The sequence below is a fragment of the Kitasatospora sp. MAP5-34 genome (genome assembly GCF_029894335.1).
In the GTDB taxonomy this organism is placed as follows: Bacteria; Actinomycetota; Actinomycetes; order Streptomycetales; family Streptomycetaceae; genus Kitasatospora.
Genome location: NZ_JARXZC010000028.1, coordinates 18,705 through 42,413, shown reverse-complemented (window position 1 = coordinate 42,413; position 23,709 = coordinate 18,705). Strand labels below are relative to the sequence as shown.

Below are 23,709 nucleotides of genomic sequence, written 5' to 3'. Positions count from 1 at the left end.
CTGCCCGGTGAGCCCTGCCCACTGAGCTCTACCCCCTGAGCCCTGCCCCCGACGGGAGAAACCCGATGACCACGACCGACACCCGCTCGCCGCTCGGCGGCGACTTCATCGCACACCCGGATGCCGTCCTGGCCGGCCTGCGGGAGGGCTGCCCGGTGGCCCGGGTCACCACGCCCGCCGGGCGGCCGGTCTGGCTGGTCACCCGCGCGGCGGACGTCCGGGCCGGGTTTCTGGACCCCCGGCTCTCACTGCGCGGCACCCCGCCGCAACCCGGCCGCCCGCACCGGGCGTTGGACATGACCCTGGTCAACTACGACCCGCCGGACCACACCCGGATCCGGCGGCTCGCCGCCCCGGCGTTCACCCCCGGCCGGATCGCGCCGCACCGCCCCCGGGTCGAACAGCTGGCCACGGCGCGGCTCGCCGCACTGGGCACCCCGGAAACCGTCGAGCTGATGGCCGACTTCGCCGAACCGTTCGCCTTCGCGGTGCTCTGCGAGGTCTTCGGCATCCCCGAGCAAACCGTCCCGAAGCTGCACCGCGCGGTGTCCGACCTGCTCGGCTACCGCGACACCGAACGGGCCCTCGACGGCCTCGACGCCGTCATCCGCGCCCAGATCGCCGACCGCCTCGCCGAACCGGGCGAGGACGTCGTCTCCGTCGTGGTCCGGGCCTGGCAGGCGAGCGGCGAGGTCACCGAGGCGGAGCTGGTCGACCTGCTCGCGATGCTCCTGCTCGCAGGGTTCGACAGCACGGTGCAGATGCTGGGCATGTGCGTCCTCGCCCTGCTCGACCACCCCGGGGAGTTGGAGCGGCTGCGCGCCGACCCCGCGCTGATGCCCCGTGCCGTGGACGAGCTGCTGCGCTGGGACACCCCAGGGCCGTTCAGCACCCGCCGGGTCGCGCTGGCGGACGTACAAATCGGCGGGACGGTGATCCCGGCGGGCAGCAGCGTGCTGCTCTCGGTCGCTGCGGCCAACCACGACCCGCGCAGCCACCAGGACCCGGACCGGCTCGACCTCGGCCGTCCGGGCGGGCCCCGCCATCTCAGCTTCGGCGCCGGTCCGCACTACTGCATCGGCGCCGGCCTCGCGAAGCTGGAGCTGACCGTGGCCCTGACCGCGCTCCTCGCCCGCTGGCCCGCCTTCCGCCTGGCCTGCCCGCCGACCGAGCTGTCCTGGAGCGGCGGCCACCAGCACCGCCGTCTCAAGGCCCTCCCGCTGACAGTCTGCCCTTAGGGCGGGTCTCATAATTCCCGCAGGCGCGCACCACTCTGCCCTTAGGGCGGGTCTCATAATTCCCGCAGGCGCGCAACACTCTGCCCTTAGGGCAGGTCTCATAGTTCCCGCAGGCGCGCAACACTCTGCCCTTAGGGCAGGTCTCATAGTTCCCGCAGGGCGCGCGACGCCGGGCATCCCGCAGTGGTCAGAGCGGGTCGACGAGTTCACTCCGCGCCCGGGCCAGATAGCCCGCCTGGAAGCGGCTGCTCGCGCCGAGGGTCTCCATGCTCTCCGCTATGTGCTTGCGGCAGGTCCGCAGCGACATCCCGAGCCGACGGGCGATCATCTCGTCCTTCATGCCCTCCGCCAGCAAGCGGATGATGGCCTGTTTGATCTCGTCGAGCGCGGAGTCGCCCTGCGTCTGGCCGACCGGGGCGTACGGATCGGCCAGCGTCCAGGAGTGGTCGAAGACCGCGCACAGGTACGCGACGGCGGACGGGTCCCGGACCACCACCGCGCCGTCGTACGCCTCGTGGTGCGGGATGATCACGGTCTCCCGGTCGAAGGCGATCATCCGGCCGAACAGCGCGGTCAGCGTCCGCACCTCGGCTCCGGCCGCGCTGATCCGGCGGACGTACTCCTGGGTGGGCGGGTGCCGGCGCGAGGTGTGCTGGTAGAGCGTGCACATCCGGACTCCGCGCCGCGTCATCTCCAGGTCCCGGGTGAAGGCCTGTTCCAGCAGGTGGGGCGCTCTCGGGCCGCCGGGCTGGCAGGTCAGCACCTCGGTGTCGCACCGGGCGGTCAGCGTGTAGATCACGTCGATGACGGTGTCCAGGTCCAGGACCTCGCTCAGCGGTTCGACCGTCCGCGCCGAGCTGACCTGCTCGTACAGCGGTGCCAGCCGGGCCAGTTCGGCCCGGACCCGGCCGGTGTCGGCCAGCTGCCTGCGGAGTTCGGCCTCGGCCGGTGCCAGCAGGCTGGCCGCTGCGAGCTCGGGCGGGACGGCCACCAGCGCGGGCTCCTCGCCGGGGCCGCCGGGCAGCGGGCGCAGCAGGTGAAGTCGCTCCAGCACCACCGCCGAACGCCGCACGTCGCTCTCCGACATGCCGAGCTCACCCGCCGCCTGGGGCGTGAGCCCGCCGTGGCCGGCGACCCACTGGAAGACCCGGAGGTCGCTCTCGGAGAGCGTGGGGAATGAGGTCATGGACGGCTCGGCCATCGGTCACCCCCCAAACGGTTACCCGGACATGATTGCCCAGGGCTGATCATTAACCAGGATAGTAAGACGTTCACACAGCATCCGTGGCAAAACTTCACATACAGAGGACATGGCACCGATCGCCCCGGTTCCGGTCACTCCGCCTGCAGGTGCTCCACCGCACCGCTGCCGATCTGCACCCCGGCCTGCGTCTTCCGCCGGGCCGGCTCCCGCCCCGGCGGCTGCGCGCAGCGCTCGACCGGTTCCACCACGGCCATCGGGCGGCTGACCGGCTCACCGGGGGCGATCACCAGCTCCTCGCCCTCGTGCAGCAGGCGGAGCGGCCCGCCCCGGAGCACCGAGTAGGTCGTCCTCGCGTGGGAGATCTCCAGGTGCAGCAGGCTCTCCCGCACCAGCATCGAGAACGAGAGCCGCGCCAGCCCGCTCGGCAGCCGGGGCCGGAAGAAGAGGTGCCCGCTGTGATCGCGCAGCCCGCCGAAGCCCTGCACCAGCGCGATGCAGGCGCCGGCCAGCGAGGCCATGTGCAGCCCGTCGCTGGTGTTGCCGCCCAGGTCGTGCAGGTCCATCAGCGCGGCCTCGGCGGTGTAGTCGTACGCCAGCTCCAGCTGGCCGACCTCGGCCGCGATGACCGCCTGGGTGCAGGCCGAGAGCGAGGAGTCCCGGACGGTCAGCCGCTCGTAGTAGGCGAAGTTGCGGGCCTTCTGCTCGTCGGTGAAGGCGTCGCCGCGCAACTGCATCGCGAGCACCAGGTCGGCCTGTTTGACCACCTGCTTCCGGTACAGGTCGAAGTACGGGTAGTGCAGGAGCAGCGGGTAATTCTCCGGCGGGGTGGCGTCGAAGTCCCAGGCCTGGTGGTCGGTGAAACCGTCCGCCTGCGGGTGCACGCCGAGCTTCTCGTCGTACGGGATGTACATCGCGGTGGCGGCGTCCCGCCAGGCGGCCGCCTCCTCGGTGTCCACGCCCAGTGCGGCCGACTCCTGTTGGTGCCGGGTGGCGGCCTCGGCGGCGTCCCGCAGGTTGGTCTGCGCCATCAGGTTGGTGAACACGTTGTTGTCCGCGACGGCGCTGTACTCGTCCGGGCCGGTGACGCCCTCGATCCGGAACCGTCCGGCCGCGTCGTGGTGTCCCAGCGAACGCCACATCCGCGCGGTCTCCACCAGCAGTTCGAGCCCGTATTCCCGCTCGAACTCGACGTCCGCCGTCGCCCGGACGTACCGGGCGACGGCCGCCGCGATGTCCGCGCCGATGTGGAAGGCGGCGGTACCGGCCGGCCAGTACCCCGAGCACTCCTCGCCGTGGATCGTCCGCCATGGGAACACCGCACCCGCCAGGCCGAGTTGGGCCGCCCGGTCGCGGGCCATCGGCAGCGTGCCGTGCCGCCAGCGCAGCGCCTGCTTGACCGCGCCGGGCAGGCAGTAGGTGAGCACCGGCAGCACGAATGCCTCGGTGTCCCAGAAGCTGTGGCCGTCGTACCCGGGGCCGGTCAACCCCTTTGCGGGGATGGCCCGTTCCTCGCTGCGAGCACCCGCCTGCAGGACGTGGAACATGGCGAACCGGACGGCCTGCTGGAGTTCGACGTCGCCTTCGATCCGGATGTCGCTGGTTTTCCAGAACTCCGCCAGGTACTTGCGCTGTTCGGCCACCAGCCCGTCCCAGCCGGTGTACCGGGCGGCGGTCAGCGCCGCCTCCACCTGGTCGCGGACGGCGGGCAGCGAGCGGGTCGCCGACCACCCGTACGCGATGTACTTGACCAGCCGTAGTTCCTCGCCGGGCTTCAGTACGGTGGTGACGGTGATCCGCCCCTGGTTCTCGGAGCTCTCCGCGACGGCGTCGAAACCGTCCGAGCCCTCGACGGCGTGGTCCATCCCGGCCGCCACCCGCAGTTCGCTGTAGCGGGTCTGGTGCACCAGCACCGCCTTGGTCCCGCCCGCCTGGTGCGCCTCGGAGACCAACGGCGCCTCCAGCACGGCCGCCGCGCGCGGATCGGCGGCGCCGGTGGGGAGTTGCTCGTTGGCGACCAGCTCGGACTGGACCACGATCCGGACCGGACCGTCCACCGCCGAGACCCGGTAGTCGATCGCCGCGATCGCCCGCTGGGTCAGCGAGACCAGCCGGGCCGAGACCACCTTGACCGTCCGCCCGGCGGGCGAGGTCCACTCGGCCTCACGCCGCAGCAGACCGTCCCGGAAGTCCAGACTCCGCTGGTGGCTGCGGAGTTCGCCGTACCGGAGGTCGAAGGGCTCGTCGTCCACCAGCAGTCGGATGATCTTGCCGTTGGTCACGTTGATGACGCTCTGGCCGGACTCCGGGTACCCGTAGCCGCCCTCCGCGTACGGCAGCGGGCGCAGCTCGAAGACACCGTTCAGGTACGTGCCGGGCAGGCCGTGCGGCTCACCCTCGTCCAGGTTGCCACGCAGGCCGATGTGGCCGTTGGAGAGCGCGAAGAGGGACTCCGCGCGGGCCTGGCCGCTGAGGTCCAGGCCGTGTTCGCCGATCCCCCAGGGGTCGATGGTGAAGGTGCTCTCGCCGGTCACGCGCCGGCCTCCTGCTGGTCGCCCTCGATCAGCTCGGCGAGGTCGGCGACCACCAGGTCGGCGCCGTGCGCGCGCAGCGCGTCGGCCTGCCCCGTCCGGTCGACGCCGACCACCGTCCCGAAGCCGCCCGCCCGGCCGGAGGCGACCCCGGCGAGCGCGTCCTCGAAGACGGCGGCGTGCTCGGGCGCGGTCTTCAACGCCCGTGCGGCGGCCAGGTAGGTGTCCGGGGCGGGTTTGCCCGGCAGGTGGTCGCGTTTGGCCACCTCACCGTCCACGATCACGTCGAACAGCCCGTCGATACCGGCCGCCCGCAGCACGTCCCGGCAGTTGGCGCTGGACGAGACCACGGCACGCGGCAGCCCGAGCACCCGCAGCCGGTGCAGGTACTCCACCGACCCCGGGTACGGCTGGACGCCCTGCTCGCGGATCAGCCTCAGCACGGTGTCGTTCTTCGCGCTGCTCAGCCCCTGCACGCTGCGGCTCCCCGGCGGGTCGGCCGGGGAGCCCTCGGGCAGCACGAGATCCCGGGAGGCCAGGAAGTCCCGGGTGCCGTCCAGCCGGGGCTTGCCGTCCACGTACGTGTCGTAGTCGGCGACCGGGTCGAACGGGACGAACTCCTCGTCCGTGCGCTCGGCCTCGGCTCTCAGGAAGGAGTCGAACATGTCCTTCCAGGCTGCGGCGTGCACCTTGGCGGTCTGCGTGAGCACGCCGTCGAGGTCGAAGAGGAAGGCATGGATGTGGTCCGGAAGTCCCAGCATGCTGCCAGTCTCACCCGAACCACACCTCCGTACCGGCCATTTGCTCCACTTGGCGAGTCGCGGCCCCGCCGTCGGACGGGGCAACCGCTCGGCCGGGCACGGGTGGCCGACCGGTTGCCCCGACTGCCCGCGTCAGTTGCTCCAGTGCGGGTGCAGGGTGACGCTCAGGATGGTGCGGTACTCGGCGGGCTGGGCGGCCGGCACGGTGTACTGCGCGGCCGGGTCGGTGCCGTAGGTGACGCCGGTGCCGGGCAGCGGCTTCGGCGTGGAGTAGCCCGCGAAGAGCATGGTCAGGCTGCCGTTGTCGTTCTGGACCACCGTGGGGTCGTAGACCCGGCCGGCATAGTAGCCGGAGACGCCGAGGGCGCCGCCGGTCGCGGCCTGCTGCGCGAGGGCCGAGAAGGTGTAGTCGGTGCCGATCAGCTTCTGCGGGGCGGTCCAGTTCTGCCCGTCCTTGGAGGAGGAGTAGAAGATCTGGTTGAAGGCGTCGCTGTCGCCGTCCGAGGCGTAGGCGCCGGAGAGGAACAGGCCGTAGCTGCCGTCCGGGTTGGTGACGACGGTGCCGCGCGAGCCGGTCCAGCGCAGCACGCTGTCGCTGGTGCTCGCCGGGTCGGCGAGGCCGTTCACCCGGCCGAGGTCGGTGAAGTTCAGGCCGTCGTAGGTGTAGGCGGCGCGGACGACGGTGTAGTCCTCGTTGTTGCCGAAGAGCGACTTGGGCTTGTTCTTGCCCTCGCCGATCTTCGCCAGCTGCGCGTACGGGGTCACCGCCGCGCCGGGGGCGCCGACGCTGCTGCCCTTGGCCACCGCGCCCGTACCGCCGGAGCAGCCGGTCAGGTCGGTGGCGTCCGCGCCGGTGCAGGTGACCTGGACGATGCCGGCCGCCGTACCGAGGCTGACGGTGACCGTGCCGTTCACCGGCCGGAGCGCGGCGGTGTCGCCGACCGGGAGGGTCGCGGCCGGGAGGGTGAGCGCGGCCGTGGTGGTGGTCGGCGTGAAGTAGTTGAGGATCTTCTCGGTGTAGAGCACCGCGACACTGCCCCGGGGCGCGCCCTGGTAGTGCGGGAGGGTGCTGATGATGCCGTCGGGCGCGACCAGACCGGAGGTCTGCTGCGCGGTCGCCGGGATCACGGCGTCGGCCCGCGCCGCGTCACCGGCCGCGATGGTGGCGCCGCCCGGCGTACGGGTGGTGCAGCCGGTGAAGGTGGTGGCGGTGGCCGAGTCGTCGTTGCAGTCGACGGTGACGCCGCCCACGGTGAAGTGGCCGGGCTGCTCGAAGTTCGCGGTGCTGCCGACGGTGATGGTGACCCCCGCGCCGCCCGGCCCGGCCGGGACGGCGACGGGCGCGGTGGCGGTGGTGGCGCCGCCCTGGCCGACCGGCTCGCTCGCGGGCAGGCCCGCCAGCGGGTTGCCGCCCTTCGGCGCGAGCCGGTGCACGATCAGGTTGGTGCCGAGGTTGTCACCGGACGGTCGGGAGAGGGTGTAGAGCACCTGGCCCCGGTGGCCGGTACCGGCGTAGTCCGGCACCGTGAGCACGAAGGCGTGGCCCTGGCCGTCGTCGTTGGTGTTGCCGTTCGGGCAGAGGCCGGCGTTCTGCTCCAGCGCCTCGCCCTGGTACTTCCAGGTCTTCCCGTGGTCGGTCGAGGTGGCCGCGACCACCGCCTCGTCACCGTCCTTGGGGCGGTAGTCGAAGAGCCCGTCGAGCGTCTCGCCGCCGTCCTGGCTGGTGACGAAGGGGAAGTAGTACGGCTGCATCGGCAGCGTGGTCCCCTTCGGCTGGCGGGTCACCGTGCCGGTCTCGGGGGTGGCGCCGCCGCTGGAGCAGTAGCCGGTGAGCGGGCCCGGGCTGCCGGTGACGCCGCTGGCGGCCGGGACGGCGCCGGAGCCGGCCGGGTCCACCGCCAGGTTCGGGTACGTCACGCCGCCGACGGTGATCGTCCCGGTGCCGCCGCCGGAGTAGACCGGCAGGCTCCGGTCGTACGAGGCGCCGAGCGTCGGGTCGCCCTGCGCGAGCGTCCAGGGTCCGCCCTTGACCCGGTCGACCATGGGAGTGCCGACGGTGTAGCCCACCGAGCCGTGCCGGTGCCGGTGGTTGGCGGTGCTCAGGCCGTTGTCCTCCCCTGCTGCCGTCGCGGGGCCGACGGTGGCGGCGAGTGCGGCGAGCGTGGTCACTGCGATGGCGGCTGTTGTCGCGATGCGGCGACGAGGCATGGATCTCCTCCGAATACCCGGCCGTGCCTTCGGAGTTGCACGGTCCAGGCCAGATCCTGACGACCGGAGCGGGCGTCCGGGGCCCCGGGCCACAGTGTTCACCGACCGTTCGCCAGGGGGTGACGGCCCGGCCGCCGCCACAGCGCCGAAGTACCGCTGAACGGACATATAAGTCCGCTCAGCGGTACAGGTGGAGTTACCGGACCACCTCAGCCCGCCTGGCTGACGGCCGTCCCGTAGAGGTTGCCGATCGTCTGGTCGAAGTAGGCGCTGTAGGAGATGTCGTCGGTGTCGCCGCCCTGCTGGTAGCCGCCGATGATCCCGATCACCTGTCCCGTGTCGATGGAGATGAACGGGCCGCCGCTGGTACCGCCCGAGTAGGCCGGGCAGGCGATCTCACGCTGGTAACTGCTGAACTTCGTGGTGGCGTTGGAGCAGAGCAGCGGGACGTCGCTGCTGCTCGGGTAGCCGTACAGCCGGACGGTCGCGGTGAAGCTCGCGTCCAGGCCGAGCGGGTTGGCGCCGACCACGTCCTCGATCTGCTTGCCGTTCAGCGGCGCGACGGTGAGGAACGCGAAGTCCTGGTCGGTGTCGCCGTTCTGGCTCCAGCCGGTGGTGTTGAACACCTGGGTGACCTGCCAGGCGCCGTACGGGGCCGAGCCGTTCCGGTAACCGGGCACGAACACCGCGCCGCCGGGGCTGCTCAGGCAGTGGGCGGCGGTGAGCAGCAGGTTCCGGGTCGGGCTGTGCACCACGCTGGCGGTGCAGAAGTGGTTGCCGGCCGAGACGGTGTTCGAGAACAGCGCGCCGACCCGGGCCGACTCCGGGTTCGCCGGGGCCGTTCCCGTGCTGCCGAGGTTCACCACGCTCTCCGACGGCTGCGCCGCCGGGGTGGGGCTGGGAGCGAGGGTCGGCGTCGGGGTGGGAGTGGGCGACGGAGTCGGGGCCGGGGTGCTGGAGGGCTCGGCGGCGCTCGGCATCGGGGTCGGGGTCGGGGTGGACTCGGGGGACGGCGTCGCCGTGGGTGACTGCGCCTGACCCGTGGCCGGCGTGCTGCCGTGGGCCGGGGTCTGCACCGCCGCCGGGTGCACGTTGTACGCGGTCGCCTGGGCGGCCAGCGTGGTGGTGCCGCCGGCCAGCGCCATGACTGCGGCGATCAGCAGGACGGACCGACCCCGGAACGGGGTGCGGCGCGGGTGGCGATTCTGGTCTCTCATCCGGTACGTCACTCCTGCCCAGCGGTCGGTGGTCCGCGTGTACCTACCGCGCACATCACGACCATGAGCCGCCCAACTGGAAACTCGGTTACCCCCCGCTGAGAGACCCGTGAGAAAACGCATGCCCAGGCTCCTGCATCGATCGGACGTTCGACTCCGGCGCCCCTGAGACACCACCAGGAACGCGACTCCGGAAAGTACCAGCAGGATTCCCGATCTGAATTGATACCGCCGCGTTGGTTTTGTCTCATGAGACGTGGCACTCAGCCCACGCCCTTACCGGGTGCTCCGTTTACCTAACTGGAGTGCACGCCCATGACCCAACCCAGCAGCACCGCCACCGAGGCAGCTGACAATCAACCGTCACCTGCTGCAAGACAGTTGCTCAGGACCAGTGCGACGCCGCTGGCTGACGCCGTACTGAAGGTCGCCCGCCGGGACATCGCCTCGTTCCACGCCCTGCCGCTGTCCCACGGCCGCTCGATCAGCAACTCCCCTACGCGCGAGGCGTACGAGGCCTTGTTCGGTACGGCCCAGCTCGCGGCGGACGTCTCCTACAGCGGCACCATGCTCGACTCGTTCTTCCGACCCCGGGGCCCGCTCCGCGACGCCCAGCGGCTCGCCGCCGAGACCTTCGGCGCCGACATGACGCTGTTCCTCTCGGCAGGCACCAGCACGGCCAACCGGGTCGCGCTGGCGGCGCTGACCCGTCCCGGCAGCCGGGTGCTGGCCGACCGCAGCTGCCACCAGTCGGTGCACTTCGCCCTCGGGTCGCTCGCCGTCGACGTGGACTACACCCGGATGCGCCGCTGCTGCGACGACTGCCCCCGGACCTTCGCCGACCTGCCGTGCCTGCTCGACGCGTTCGCCAAGGCGGCGGCGTCCGGGCGGCCGTACGACACCGTCGTACTCTCGGCCGTCTCGTACGACGGCGTCCGGTACGACCTGCCGACCCTGTTCCGCGCGATGGCCGAGATCCACCCGACCGTCTCGGTCCTGGTGGACGAGGCCTGGGGGGCGATCCACCGGTTCCACCCCACTCTGCGGCCGCTCACCGCGCTGCACGCCGTGCGGGAGCTGAAGCTGACCGACCCGCACCTGCCGATGACCGTCGCGGTGACGCACTCCGCGCACAAGTCCATGTCAGCCCTGCGACAGGGCTCCTACCTGCACCTGGTGGGCGACCGGGAGACCCAGGAGCGGACCGCTCAGGCGCTCTTCCAGCACCACACCACCTCCCCGAGCTTCCCCGTCCTGGCCAGCCTGGACCTGGCACGGGCGCAGGCCGAAACCGAGGGGGAGGCCCTGCTGGACCGCTCGCTCTTCCTGGCCCGGACGTTGAGCACCGAGATCGAGACCGATCCCCGGCTCTCGGCGTACCGCCTGCTCGGCCCCAAGAACCACCTGACCGACCCGTCGCTGCTGGTGGCCGACGACCCGACCCGGGTCCTCGTCGACATCGCGGGCCTCGGGGTCACCACCGCCGACTTCCGCCGGCTGCTCTTCGACGACTACGGCCTGTACGTCGCCCGTGAGAGCGGCAGCGCGGTGCTCTTCCACGTCCACATCGGCGTCGACGAGGCCACCATGCTCCGTCTGCTCGATGCCCTGCGCACCATCCAGCGCACCTACCGAACGGCTTCCGCGGCCCTGACCCAGGGCACCGCAGACCACTTCATCATCGCCTACCCGCCCGGGATCCCCATCACCGTTCCCGGCGAGCGGATGTGCGACCGCACCCTCGACGAACTCAACGCCCTCCGCACGAGCGGCAGCGAGATCTACACGCTGTACCAACCGCAGACCGCCCAACTCAGCACCGCCGGACTGGAGTAGAACCCGTGATCAAGCTCGATGACATCCGTAGGCACGCCGCCCGGCGCCCCGACCACACCGCGATCGTCGACCGCGACGTCAGACTGAGCTGGGCCCAACTGGCCGAGCAGGTGAGCCGGGTGGCTTCCGGTCTGGCCCAGCACCTGCCGGAGGTGAGACCGGCTCGGGCCGCCTTCATCTCCTGCAACAGCTGGGAGTTGGTCGTCGTCACCGCAGCCTGCGCCACGCTCGGCGTGCCCTGCATAGGTCTGGACTACACCAACACCCCCGAGGCGACCATCGGGACGCTGGAGCAGCTCCAGCCCACCGTGATCATCACCACCCCGCTGCGCCGCCCGCTGCTGGAGGCGACCGGCTGGCCGGGCGACCGCGACATCCTGAGCATCCACCTGGCGGGCCCGCAGGAGGGCGACTTCGACGCCCCCGGCGCGCCGACCCCGCCGGGCACGGTCACCTACGACGAGCTGGCCGCCTTCGAGCCGGCCTACGTGGAGCCGGTCGAGCAGCCCTTCACCGCGTTCTCCTTCACCTCCGGCACCAGCGGCATCCCCAAGCTGGTGGTGCGCAAGACCTCGTTCGAGGCGCGCCGGCTCTCCGACCTGGTGGACCAGTTCTCCTTCGACGAGGACGACGTCCACCTGGTCACCGTCCCGCTCTACCACTCCTCGGGCCCGGGCTGGGCGCGGATCTTCCTCTCCCTGGGCGGCACCGTGGTGCTCAGCCCGTACGAGGACGCGGCCGAGATGGCCCGGCTGATCCTGGACGAGGGCGTCTCCACCACGCTGATGGTCCCGCCGGTGCTCAACCGCCTGATCTCGCACCCGGCTTCGGAGCACCTGCACAAGACCTCCCGGCTGCGCTTCCTGCTCTCCGGCGGCCGGCACCTCAACCGCTGGGTCATCAACACCACCTGGGACCGCCTCGGGCCCGTACTGCACCTGTACTACGGCACCACCGAGACCGGCCTCAACACCATGATCGGACCGGAGGAGCTGCACGTCGCCCCCGCCCGCTCCGGCCGGCCGATGCCGGGCAACACCCTGGTCGCGCTCGACCCGGAGAACCGTCCGCTGCCCAAGGGGCGGCTCGGCCGGATCGCCATCGCCAGCTACCAGTTGATGGACAGCTACGCGACCTCGGAGCCCGACTTCCTGGTCCTCGACCACGGCGGCCGCACCCAGCGGTACCTGCTCACCGGTGACAGCGGCGTGATCGACGAGGGCGGCCGGCTCGAGCTCAGCGCGCGCAACGACGGCGTCTCCACGGCCGAGGGCGGCCGCGCCCTCGACGTCAACATCTTCGCCCTCGAGGACGACCTGACCGGCCTGCCGTGCGTCCGCGAGACCGCCGTGCTGCGGGTCAGCCGTCCCGACCTGGGCGACGCGCTGATCGTGGCCTTCAGCCCGATCTCCCCCGAGCGCGAGGAGAGCGGCGAGCGGGCCATCCGCGCCACCTGCGCCCGGATGGCCCCGAACCTGCCCACCCACGTGGTCTCCATCCCGGCCGTCCCGTACAGCCCCACGGGCAAGGTGCGGGCCGGAGTGCTGCTGGAGACCGTCCTTCCCCTGATCTCGCAAGAGGCCGAGTCCGCCAAGCAGTTGGCCGGAGCTCGATGACCGGTTCCACCACCACCCGTCCTGACAGCCCGAACAGTCAGAACAGTCAGAACAGTCCGACAGGAGAGTTATGAACGACCAGAAGAACTACGTCCGAGGGGTACTGCTGTGCCTCACGGCCACCCTTTCATGGGGCGCGATGTTCCCCATCATGGATGTCACGCTCAAGCACATCGACCCCTTCACCTTCACCTGCATGCGCTACGGCATCGCCGGGCTGATCTTCCTGGCCGTGCTGTTCTTCCGCGAGGGCCGCTCCGCTCTCAACCTCAAGGGTGAGCGGGTCGGTCTGGCCTGGCTGTTCGGCACGGCCGGCTTCGCCGGCTTCCAGTTCCTGGTCTTCTACGGCCAGGACCTGATCGGCAAGCAGGGCGCGCTGATCGCCTCGATCATGATGGCGACCATGCCGATGATGGGCTTCCTCGTCAACTGGGTGCTGCGCAAGGTCGTTCCGCCCAAGTGGTCGTTCGCCTTCATCGGGCTGTCCTTCGTCGGCATCCTGCTCGTCGTGACGAAGGGTGACCTGTCCTCCCTGGTCAACCAGCCGCAGAACTTCGGCGCCGACGCGCTGCTGCTCTTCGCCGCCCTGTGCTGGGTGATCTACACCTCCGGTGCCACCTACTTCCCGAAGTGGTCCCCGATCAAGTACACGACCATCACCACCGGGCTCGGCCTGGCCAGCGCCGTCGTGATCACCGCGGTGATCCTGGCGGTCGGCGGCGAGCCCGTCCCGACCGGCAGCGCCATCGTCACCATCCTCCCCGAGCTCGCCTACATGAGCATCGTGGCCGGATTCGTCGGCGTGCTCGCCTGGAACATCGGCAACAAGAACCTCGGCCCGCTCAACGGCGTGCTGTTCATGGACGTCGTCCCGGTCACCGCGTTCACCATCTCGGCGCTGACCGGCGTCATCCCGGCCGCGATGCAGATCGTCGGCGCCCTCTTCACCGCGTCCGCGCTGGTCCTGAACAACCTCTACCTGAGGCGTCGGGCCGCCGCCGCAGCTCAGGCCGCACCGGCCGCCGCCGCTGCGCCGGTGAAGGCGAAGCTCTCCACCGGAGCGGCTGCCGCCGAGAAGAAGCAGACCGTATCGGCGGGCCGCTGACGGGCGTCGCAGTCACCGCAGTTCGCTGACGCACGCGGGCACTCCTCCACCCCGTCCGGGAGGAGGAGTGCCCGCCGCTCCCGATACACCCGCGCACCGTAGAGCACCCAGCCGGAAAGCGCCTCAACTCGGAGGAGTTACCTCGTGTCCGACTTCATTCCGGGTCTCGAAGGAGTCGTCGCCTTCGAAACCGAGATCGCCGAACCCGACCAGGAGGGCGGTGCGCTGCGCTACCGAGGCGTCAGCATCGAGGACCTCGTCGGCCACCTCCCGTTCGAGGAGGTCTGGGGCCTGCTGGTCGACGGCCGGCCCGGCCCGGGGCTCGGCCCGCACGAGCCGCTGCCCCTGCCCATGCGCTTCGGGGACGTACGGGTGGACACCCAGAGCGCGCTGGCCGCCCTCGCCCCCGCCTGGGGGCTGCGGCCGTTGCACGACATCAGCGATGACCAAGCCCGCGAGGACGTCGAGCGGGCCGCCGCCGCCACCCTGTCCTTCGTCGCCCAGTCGGCCCGTGGCCTGGGCGTACCGATCGTCCCGGAGTGGGAGGTGGACACCGCCGCCACCACCGCCGAACGATTCCTGCTCCGCTGGCGCGGCGAGGTCGACCCGCGCCACGCACAGGCCGTCGACGCCTACTGGACCTCCGCCGCCGAACACGGCCTGAACGCCTCGACCTTCACCGCCCGGGTCATCGCCAGCACCGGCGCCGACGTGGCGGCCTGCCTGTCCGGCGCGGTCGGCGCGATGTCCGGCCCCCTGCACGGCGGCGCGCCCTCCCGGGTACTGCACATGGTCGAAGAGGTCGAACGGACCGGGGACGCCGAAGGCTACGTACGCCGCCTCCTCGACCGGGGCGAACGCCTGATGGGCTTCGGACACCGCGTGTACCGCGCCGAGGACCCCCGCGCCCGGGTCCTGCGAAGAACCGCCGAACAGCTGGGCGCGGACCGCTTCGAGGTGGCCGCCGCACTCGAACAGGCCGCCCTGGCCGCCCTGCGCCAACGCCGACCGGACCGGGTCCTGGCCACCAACGTCGAGTTCTGGGCCGCGATCGTGCTGGACTTCGCCCAGATCCCGCCCACCCTCTTCACCGCCATGTTCGCCTGCGCCCGGACGGCCGGCTGGTCCGCCCACATCCTCGAACAGAAGCGCACCGGGCGCCTGATCCGGCCCTCCGCCCACTACGTCGGCCCCGCACCCCGCGCCCTGCCCGTCCGGCCCACCACGCCGGCGTACGAGGGCCGCCTCCAGGCCGCCTGACGGCCGGGCACCCTGGTGGTCACCGATCCCCCGAGGTCGCCTAGAGTTCGGCCGACGGAGAGCGCTGGGGGAAGAGTGGCAAGTGTGGGCGGCGGCCAGAACGGCAGCGGCGGCTGGGGCGGCAACAGCACCTGGGGCGCACCGGGTTACCAGCCCGGTTACCAGCCCGGGACGACCGAAATCGGTCCGGACTGGGCTGCGCTGGCCGAAGCCAACGCAACGGAAGCCCGCAGGAAGCGGCTGATACGCGTCGGCATCGGCGTGCTGAGTGCCCTCGCGGTGGCCGGCATCGTGGTCGTCGCGGTGGCCGTACAGGGCCCCGGCGGCAAGAAGCCGTCGGCCGACCGCCTGTCGGCGGCGTCGGTCCCGGCGGGTGCGGGCTCCACAGCGCCGTCCGCCACACCATCCGCCGCAGCGTCCGCCTCGCCGTCGACCGTGCCGTCGACCGCGCCGCCCACAGGCAACAGCGACGTACGGCTCGGCACCGCCACCCAGGTCGGCTCCGTCGACGGCCACAGCGGACCGGCCCTGACCCTGCACGCCGCCTCCGAGGGCTACGCCGAGGTCAACTCGACCGTCATCGACACCAGCACCAGCTTCACCGTGTCCGCCATGGTCGACAACAGCGCTACGGCGGAGCCCAAGGCCGCCGTCTCCCAGGGCAGCGACAAGTTCTTCTCCCTCTACCTGGGCCGGGACGACTCCTCGAGCGCCACCCACAACAAGTGGGTGTTCAAGGTGCAGACGGCCGCAGCAACCGGCAAGAGCATCATGGCCCTGTCCACCGGCCCGGCCACCACCGGCCGGTGGACGACACTGACCGGTGTGTACGACGCCAAGGCCAGGACGATCGCCCTGTACGTCGACGGAGCGCTCGCGCAGACCACCCCGGCGCCGGGCATCCTGTCGACCACCGGCCCGATCGAGATCGGCCGAGCACGGTACAAGTCCCACTGGGCCGACCTCTGGGACGGCTCGATCGCCGACGTCCAGGTCTGGGCGCAACCACTGCCCCCCGACAAGGTCGCCCAACTGGCCACCACCCGCTCGACGGACATCCCCGCCCGCGCGACCTGGTTCAGGTTCTGACACCACGACACTCACGCATTCACAGCCCGGCCAACGGACAGCAATGGCGCGGGCCAGGCCTTCAAGGGCCCGACCCGCGCCAAATCTCAGCGGCTACTGCAGTTCACACGGACACTGCGAAGGGTCCGAATGCGACTCGATCCTCCGGCAGAACTCCCGCAAGGAAGCCATACGACGGGCTCAGCGGTCCGGGTGAATCTGGACCGGTGAACCCGTCAAACGACAGGTTTCAGCTTCCGCAGGCAACGCCCGCTAGCACGGATCACCGATGGACTCAGATGAACGGGCCGCCGAGCACCTCGTATTCACACCAGAGTCCGATGGCGTACTGCTTTGAGTACTCCCCTTGCTGTGCCACCTGGTCCGGCGACCACTCATCCGGCCCCGGATCGAGATCCAGAACGCACTGCTCGGGTGTGCACTCCAGGTTCAGGCCGTCCGACAGCACCGAGTACGAGTACTGCCTACTGGAGCGGAACTGATATTCGTGGACGCCTCCGACCGTGACTCGGACGAGGCGCCATTCCTTGTTGGCCGTCACGTCCATCGCCTGGATATCGAAGGTTACGGTCCGGTCGGCCATGGGAACTCTCGGCAAGTGCAGACGAATTCCTGTGAGCACTCCGTCTTCGAACCCCATGAACCTTTCAAGGAACGCCTTAGAATTACTCTCGGAAAGGCGCACAATGGTCATCTTGATTCCCTTCCGCAGCGGCCTATGGGTTCGGATTCCAGCCGGGCGGAAGATCCGCTGCCGGAATGTGGGGTGCTTTGCTACCATGTCCGCCACCGGGCGTCCCAGGCGGGTCGATCACGTGTCCGTGCGGCCCTCCGGTTCCGTGATCCTTGAAATCGAAGTGCCCGGCGGCATCGCCGTTCCCATCGAAGATGGTGTTCTGAACCGGCGTGCCGTCCTTCCCAGTTCGGGTGTAGACGGAATTCGGCGTCCCACCGGTCCACGGCGGCCTGGCAGTTCCCGACGTGTGGCCGCCGACCGGTAGCCCGTTCTCATCAAGTGGAATCTGATACGGATCGCACCCAGCGTTGTGCACGAGGACCGGCGTGGTACCCGCGAGTACATAGTACGTGTGGAGGTCCGCGACGGTCAGGTTGTAGGCCGCCGTCGGGACAGTGGTGTAGCTGTGCGAGCTGGTGATGACCGCAGTGGTGCCATCAGCCAGCGCGAGTTCGTCGCCGACCTTCAGGCCGGCGGCTTCGGTCCAGCGGTGGGTGGTGGCGTCCCAGTACGGGTGGTGGGCTGTGGAGGTGATGGACTGCGGCCGACCTGTCCCGCCGGTGGACAGGTGGGTGGTGAGGGTGAGGTCGGTGAAGTCCTTGTCGTCGGGGGTGACGATGGTCTGGGTGATCGGTTCGGCGGTGGTGGTGCCGGTCTGAGGGTCGGTCGCGAGGACCTGGTCGCCTTCGGCGAGCTGGTCGATCGGCTTCGCCTGACCATTCGCGAGCTGGACAAGAGTGCCTGTGAGGAAGCTGTTCAGTCGGCACCCGCCGCCACCTCCGCCGCCGAGAAGGTCTCCGACGGCATTCAAGAGGTTCTTGCCGACCCCACTTGAGATGCTCGCTGCGGCACCCTGCGCGACTTCACCGGCGCCGACGGTGGCCCCTCCGATGACTGCTCCGGCGGCGACGTCCTTGAGCTGGCCCGTAAAGGAATGGTCCGCGCCCTCGGTCAATGCGTTGTCGACCAGGGAGCTTGCCGCGCCGGCCAGCGCACCGCAGCCGATGCCCGCCGCGACGAGGGTCGCTCCGCCGCTGACGCTCGCGCCGGCGGTGGCCGCGCCCCAGCAGCTGGTGAATGTGACGCCATAGGTGACCGTGGTCGCGATGATCTTGACGACCGGGTTCTGGGTCACGAAGTGCTGCGTGCGGTGGACACCGTTGCTCACGTGGCAGCTGAAGCCGCCGCCGCTGAGCCAGCCGCCGCACTTCTTCGTCTTGGCGCCGCCACCGCCGCCGTTGCCGCCGCCACCACCGTGGCCGCCGTTACCGGGGCCGTCGTCGGTACGGTCACCGGTGGTGGGGTCGACGATGATGACACCGTCGTCCGTGGCGACCACGGTCCCGTTGTCGCCACCACCCTGGTTCGCCTCGGCCATCATGCCGGACGGGTCGCTCTTGCTGATCGGGCTGTTGTCGCTGTAGGCGTACCCGTTCCACTGCTGGGGGTTGGTCGCGTCCAACAGCGGGTCCGGATTGAGGAACCGTCCGTGGACAGGGTCGTACTCGCGCGCGCCGAGGTTGGTGAGGCCGGTCGTGTCGTCCTTGGTGCCGCCGACGAAGCCCTTGTCACCCACCCAGGAGCCGGGCGTCGGCTGCGTGCCGCGAGGGTTGCCGAACGGGTCGGTGGGCCGGCGGGACTCGGCGGAGGTGGTGAGGTCGATCGAGAGGCTGTCGGTGCCCTGGTGGTCGGCGATCTGGGCGACCAGCCCGCCGCCACCGACCCGGACGTCGGTGATGCCGTTGGGCATCGCGTAGTAGCGGGTGCCGATGGGCGGCGTCTTGGCGTTGGTGTCGTAGGTGAGTTCGTCGCTGCCCAGGTTGACGGTGGTCTTGCCGGGGTCGTGGCGGATGAGCTGGTTGCCGTCGGCGTCGTAGATGTAGGTCGTGCCCGGGGACTGACCGGTCTTCGCGACGGAGGCGAGCTTGTCCTCGCCGTCCCAGGTGAGGTTGACGGTGCCGCTGGTGTCGGTGACCGACGTGGTGTTGCCCGCCTCGTCGAACTGCGAGGTACTGACGGTGGGCGTACCCGCGCCGACCACGGTGCTGGCGCTCAGCAGCGCGTGCGGACCGCCGGTGCCACCACCGGTGTTGCGGGCTGTGGTCTTCGTGTTCGGGGTGGTCGGGAAGGTCTGGGTGGTGGTGACGTCCTTGCTGGTGTCACCGCCGGGGTTGTGCTGGACGAGGGTCTTGCGGTTGCCGGTGACGTCGTACTGGTAGTCCTGCCAGTACGGGCTGCCACCACCGACGGTGGTCTTGGACGGTGCGACTACACCGGAGGTGGGGGTGCTGTTGGTACAGGCCCCCTGGGACATGACCATGTGCTGCGCCGGATCGGGCGTGCTGACGGTGCCGGTGTCGGTCCATGCCGTGGAGAGGCGGCCGAGACTGTCGTAGGTGAAGCACTGCCGGTCGGTGGCGGACGGGGTGTTGTCCGGGATGCCGGTGATGGAGGTGAGCTGACCGGCGGGGTTGTAGGTGTAGTTGGTGATCTGGGTCTGGCCGGTCTGCGCGGTCTGCTTGTCGACGTAGTCGTGCAGGACCTGTCCGGTGGCCTGGTCGTAGACGGTGCTGGAGACAACCTGCTTGCCCCAGGGGTTGACCGTGGTCCGCTGCGGGCGGCCGAAGGCGTCGTAGCCGGTGTTCAGGTCGTAGGTGACCTTGCCCGCCGTCTGGATCAGCAGGCCGTACGCGTCGTAGGTGTTGCTGGCCGTCTCGGCGGGCAGGCCGCCGACAGCGGGGAGAAGGGTGTAGTTGAGATTCCCCGTGAACCTGTCGTAGCCGGAGCTCGTGGTGTACGAGAACGAGCCGGTCTGGCCGATCTCCGAGCCGGGGATCGTGACGGTGCTACTGGTGGCGCGGTACGAGTTGTCGTACTTCGTGACGGCGGTGGTGTAGGTCGAGCCCGAGGCACCGCCGACGTACCGGGTGGAGGAGCTGGGGTGCCCCTTGGCCACCGTGTCGTAGGCCCAGCCGGCGAGCTGGTTGGCCGGGCTGACGGAACCGGCGTACTCGCCGATCTTACGGCCGATCAGGTCGTAGGTGTACGCGAGCGTCTTGCTACGGGCGTCCGTCGTGGTGGCGAGGTTCCCGGCGTTGTCGTAGGTCTGAAGAGTGGTACCGGTGTCGGGGTCGGTCGCCGAGGTCTGGCGGCCGAGCAGGTCGTAGCCGTAGCTCCAGGTGTTACCGGCGGCGTCCACCCGGGTGTCGGGCTTGCCGTCGGGCTGGTAGGTGTACCGGGTGACGGTGGCGTCGGCCGGATTCCCGGTCGGGGTCGGCTTGCTGTACTGCCACAGCTCGGTCGTACGGCCACGGGCGTCGGTGACGGTGCTGGTGGGCCAGGCGCCACTGGGCGGGGTGACATCGGTCCGGTCGGCGCCCGGGTAGGCGGTGAAGGTGCTCCACTGCGGAACGCCCATCGACACGAACGTCGAGCTGAGAGCGCGGCTCTGGCCGTCGAAGGTGCTGACGGTCTGGGCGGGGATCTGGTCGTCAGTCGCCTGGGGCGTCGTGTTGGGCACCACCAGGGTGCCGCCGGGACCGGCGTCGGCGTTGTACCAGGGCGCGTTGGTCTTGAAGGCGCGGCCGTGGGAGTCGTAGAAGGTGTCGGAGATCAGCCGGCCGGTGATTCCCGAGAACGCCGTGTTCGCCTGGCCCTGCCGGGGCCGGCCGAGGCCGTCGGAGATCTGGACGCTGGTGGTGTAGAGCGGGTCGGGGTCGGCGACCAGGCTTCGGCTGGTCACGTACCCGGGCAGAGCCCGGTTCAGGTCGAGGGTGTACGCGAAGGTCCGGTTCGGGCTCTGCGCCGTCGTCCGGCCAGCGCTCCAGACCGAGGTGAGGCGACCCAGGGCGTCGTACGCCTCCGAGACGGTCTTCAGGTTCGGGTCGGTGACCGTCAGTGCCACACCGCGACGCACGTCGTAGGTGCTGACGGTGTCCCAGGTCGCGGTGGTGCTCGACCCGGGAATCGGAGCGGAGACCGTGACCGTGGCGGGTTGCTCACCGGCGGCAGCCGGGGTGTAGGTGGTCCTGGTCGTCGCACCGCCCGGGTGCTGGCGGTCCGTGTTGGTCAGGACCGTGGTGGACGTGGTCCGGCCGTACTTGTCGAAGCCGGCGCTGTGCTGCGGGATGTAGTGCGGCTTGCCCGAGCCGTCGTAGGAGTCAAGCAGCTGCGAACTCGTCGCGTCCGCCGTGCTCGCCGCCTGGCCGAACGGCTGGTTGTCGTACAGGATCTGGCTGTCCGAGACCGTGTTGGCGGACGTCGCCGTCGCCGTGCACGGCGAGGAGCCGCTGACGGCCGTGACGTGGTCCACCAGATCCGTGCGCTGCGGGTCGGGCCCGGTGGCGTAGCCGGTGATGTTGCACAGGTCGGGTAGGCCGTCGGCCTGTTCGAGCGAGGTGGTCTGCCGGTTGTTGTGGGTGGAGTCCGACTGCGTGGTCCTGGTCGTGGTGCGCCAGGTCTTGTCGGCCTTCAGGGAGCGGGTCGTGGTGGCCGTGGTGGTACCGGCGTAACGCGCGACGAGCGGCACCGCGAGGGTGGTGTCGCCGGTCCGGGCGTGGGTGGCTGTGGTGACGGGGCTGGTGGTGCGGTTGGTGATCGTCGCGGTGATCGTGCCGTCGGCCTGGTCGTAGGTGTCGGTCTGCAGTACCTCCCCGGCGAGCCAGTCGTCGTCGGTGACCTTCTCACCGAGGGCGTCCGGGACAGTCACCGAGCGGTCCGCGCCCGTCGTCCTGTCCCCGTCCATGCCCTGGAGGTACGTGGTGACGGTCTGGCTCATCGGCCCGTCCGCGCCGTTGCCGGTCACGGTCGTGACGCTGCTGTAGCCCCGGAAGTCGCTCCAGGTACGGGTCTTGCTGTCGGTGTACTCGCTGTCGTCGTGGTGCCAGGCGGGCTTGCCGTACGCGTAGGCGGTCTGCTGCGTGATCTGGAGACCGGAGACCGTGGTCGGGTCGTTGAGCGCGATGGAGTGGACCGTGTAGTGGTTGAACCAGTCCACGATCGGGTCGGAGTCCACGATCGCGCCGGGCGGGGTCCACTTCACCGGGAAGCAGGACATCTGGTTGTTGTCCTCGGCGGCGGGCATCACGTTCTTCAGACGCGAGCAGCCGGGGAGGTTGTAGTCGATGTTGAGGATCGCGCCGGTCTCGTTGCGGATCTGCTGGATACGCGGCCGGTTGATGTCGGGGAAGCCGGCGCCGTTGGTGGCGGTGGTGATGCCGTCGACCCGGTTGGGGAGCATCACGGGGACGAAACTCACCGGCGGGAGCGGGACGGTCGTCGCCGCGGTCATACCGGTGCGCTGGATCTGGTCGAGCCAGAGGGCGCGCTGGCTGCTGCCGTCACCGGGCGGCGGGAAGGACTGCGAGAGCACGTAGGAGTCGACGTCGGCCCACGCGTTGTTGGCGCGGACCTGGGTGGAGATCTTCGTCAGACGCCTGGTGGTGAAGTACGTCGGGCTGTAGTTGGTACAGGTTCCGCTCGCCGGGCACTCCTGGTCGACGGGGACGTCGTACCAGCGCCAGGCGTTGGCGGCACGCAGCGACGGGTCACAGCTGAAGGTCTTGTCGGCTATGCAGCGCTCGTCGGTGCCGAAGGTGACATGGGCGGCGGGCTGGAGGGCGCCGCCGGCCGCGAGCTGCTCGTCCTGCCGCTGACCGTAGGAGATCTGGTACAGCAGGTTGGCGCGGGTGTACGGGGTGAGCGCGCCGTTGCCGTTGTTCTGGCCGCCACCGCGGGCGTAGTTGCCCTGTTCCGGCTTGTAGGTGTAGCTACTCAGGTTGCCGTGCGGGTCGATGACGTAGTCGAGCGCCCAGCGGGAGGCCATCTGGCACCAGGACGCCGCGCCCTGGGCCGCGTTGTAACAGGGGTCGGTCGTGTTGGGCGAGTACACCGGGACGTTGGAGACGGACTGGCTGGCCGTCCCCATGGTCTGCATGGTGCCGTCGGCCTTCGGGAGGTAGTTCGCCCCGAAGAAGTAGACCGTGCCGGAGGTGTCGGTGACCTTCACGTACTCGCCGTTGTTGACACCGTTGTTGGCGCCGGCGAGGAACTCGATCTTGGTGCCGTCGTCGCTCTTGAGATGCCAGGCATGACTGACGTCGTCCCGGACCAGCTGTCCGGAGTGCGATCCGAGTGACAGCGTCGCGTTGTCCCCCGCCCAGCACTCGTCGCCGGAGCCCGGGATGCCGTGCTTGTCGCAGGACTGGTAGGTCCGCTCGATGAACCCGGGGTTGTAGTCCCAGCCGTCACCGATCCAGGACGCCTGCGCGTTGGTCGCCGAGGTCTTGCCGTCGACGGAGGAGGAGCTGTACGAGAGCGCCACACCGGGGGTACTGCCCCCTACGGAGGCGGGCAGCTGGATGTCGTAGCCGTAGGACATGCCGCCACCGGCGCTGCCGGCCGCCCAGCCCGAGGACGGGTTGAGACTCGACGCCGTGTAGTCCCCGCCGCCGCCGGACGCTGTACTCGTCAGCGCCAGCACCAGCGGCGCCGAGGCCGCCTGAACCGCCCGGGGCGAGGCCATCGAGGAGCGGCCGACCGCCGCGACCGCCGCCCCGCTGGGCACCGTGACATCGGCGACCACCCGGCCGGTGGCCGGGTCGGAGTGCGTGGCGACCGGAGTCGGGGTGGTGCAGGCCGCCAGCTGAGGCATGGTCAGCGCACAGGCCGGCATGGAGACGAGGCGGCCACGCTGGGAGAACACCCCACCGGTCGCGTCATCCAGCGCCTTGGCGTCGAACGCCACCTGCGCCGAGCCACCGGCCGTACCGGCGGTAGGGGTGAGCTGGAACAGCAGACCGTTCACGCCGGCCGCCTTCGCGGCCCTGGAGGAAGACTGACGTACTGTCAATTCACCGTTCAACGCCGAGCGTTTCGGACCGGTTCCGGCCGCCGGGGAAATCCACACCGGA

13 protein-coding genes are annotated in these 23,709 nt (G+C 70.2%); 6 read left to right on the top strand and 7 right to left on the bottom strand.

Going from position 1 to position 23,709, the window contains the following annotated elements:
• Window positions 1–65: 65 nt before the first annotated feature.
• Window positions 66–1,238, top strand: coding sequence for a cytochrome P450 (locus P3T29_RS21915; RefSeq protein WP_280718268.1), 1,173 nt, complete (start codon window positions 66–68; stop codon window positions 1,236–1,238).
• A gap of 187 nt (window positions 1,239–1,425) precedes the next feature.
• Here the strand turns inward: P3T29_RS21915 and P3T29_RS21910 are convergent, their stop codons facing one another.
• The 5 genes from P3T29_RS21910 to P3T29_RS21890 all read right to left on the bottom strand — a co-directional run bounded on the left by P3T29_RS21910 (window position 1,426) and on the right by P3T29_RS21890 (window position 9,156).
• Window positions 1,426–2,424, bottom strand: coding sequence for a helix-turn-helix domain-containing protein (locus P3T29_RS21910; protein ID WP_280718267.1), 999 nt, complete (start codon window positions 2,422–2,424; stop codon window positions 1,426–1,428).
• A 149-nt stretch (window positions 2,425–2,573) separates the two neighbouring features.
• A complete protein-coding gene (locus P3T29_RS21905) occupies window positions 2,574–4,973 on the bottom strand; it encodes a glycosyl hydrolase family 65 protein (RefSeq protein WP_280718266.1) in 2,400 nt (799 codons plus the stop codon).
• Window positions 4,970–5,731, bottom strand: coding sequence for a beta-phosphoglucomutase family hydrolase (locus P3T29_RS21900; protein WP_280718265.1), 762 nt, complete (start codon window positions 5,729–5,731; stop codon window positions 4,970–4,972). The genes P3T29_RS21905 and P3T29_RS21900 overlap by 4 nt, the downstream gene beginning before the upstream one ends.
• 132 nt (window positions 5,732–5,863) lie before the next feature.
• On the bottom strand, window positions 5,864–7,939 hold the full coding sequence (locus P3T29_RS21895; RefSeq protein ID WP_280718264.1) for a hypothetical protein: 2,076 nt from the start codon (window positions 7,937–7,939) through the stop codon (window positions 5,864–5,866).
• A 209-nt stretch (window positions 7,940–8,148) separates the two neighbouring features.
• On the bottom strand, window positions 8,149–9,156 hold the full coding sequence (locus tag P3T29_RS21890; RefSeq protein WP_280718263.1) for a trypsin-like peptidase domain-containing protein: 1,008 nt from the start codon (window positions 9,154–9,156) through the stop codon (window positions 8,149–8,151).
• Between the two features lie 381 nt (window positions 9,157–9,537).
• On the opposite strand from P3T29_RS21890, the gene P3T29_RS21885 reads away from it, so the two are divergent.
• The 5 genes from P3T29_RS21885 (at window position 9,538) to P3T29_RS21865 (ending at window position 16,062) form a co-directional block, all read left to right on the top strand.
• Window positions 9,538–10,992: an arginine decarboxylase gene (locus P3T29_RS21885; RefSeq protein WP_280718262.1), complete on the top strand. Its 1,455-nt coding sequence runs from the start codon at window positions 9,538–9,540 to the stop codon at window positions 10,990–10,992.
• A 5-nt stretch (window positions 10,993–10,997) separates the two neighbouring features.
• Window positions 10,998–12,608, top strand: coding sequence for a class I adenylate-forming enzyme family protein (locus tag P3T29_RS21880; protein WP_280718261.1), 1,611 nt, complete (start codon window positions 10,998–11,000; stop codon window positions 12,606–12,608).
• Between the two features lie 70 nt (window positions 12,609–12,678).
• The gene (locus tag P3T29_RS21875; protein ID WP_280718260.1) at window positions 12,679–13,713 is read left to right on the top strand and encodes a DMT family transporter; all 1,035 of its coding nucleotides are present in this window, start codon (window positions 12,679–12,681) and stop codon (window positions 13,711–13,713) included.
• 144 nt (window positions 13,714–13,857) lie between these two features.
• Window positions 13,858–14,973 (top strand): citrate synthase 2, encoded by a 1,116-nt coding sequence (locus tag P3T29_RS21870; RefSeq protein ID WP_280718259.1) that lies wholly within the window; start codon window positions 13,858–13,860, stop codon window positions 14,971–14,973.
• Window positions 14,974–15,057: 84 nt separating this feature from the next.
• Window positions 15,058–16,062: a LamG domain-containing protein gene (locus P3T29_RS21865; RefSeq protein WP_280718258.1), complete on the top strand. Its 1,005-nt coding sequence runs from the start codon at window positions 15,058–15,060 to the stop codon at window positions 16,060–16,062.
• Window positions 16,063–16,336: 274 nt separating this feature from the next.
• Here the strand turns inward: P3T29_RS21865 and P3T29_RS21860 are convergent, their stop codons facing one another.
• Window positions 16,337–16,756 carry a hypothetical protein gene (locus tag P3T29_RS21860; RefSeq protein WP_280718257.1) on the bottom strand — a complete coding sequence of 140 codons (420 nt, stop codon included), beginning with the start codon at window positions 16,754–16,756 and terminating at the stop codon, window positions 16,337–16,339.
• A gap of 22 nt (window positions 16,757–16,778) precedes the next feature.
• The gene (locus P3T29_RS21855; RefSeq protein ID WP_280718256.1) at window positions 16,779–23,603 is read right to left on the bottom strand and encodes a polymorphic toxin-type HINT domain-containing protein; all 6,825 of its coding nucleotides are present in this window, start codon (window positions 23,601–23,603) and stop codon (window positions 16,779–16,781) included.
• Between the last annotated feature and the right edge of the window lie 106 nt (window positions 23,604–23,709).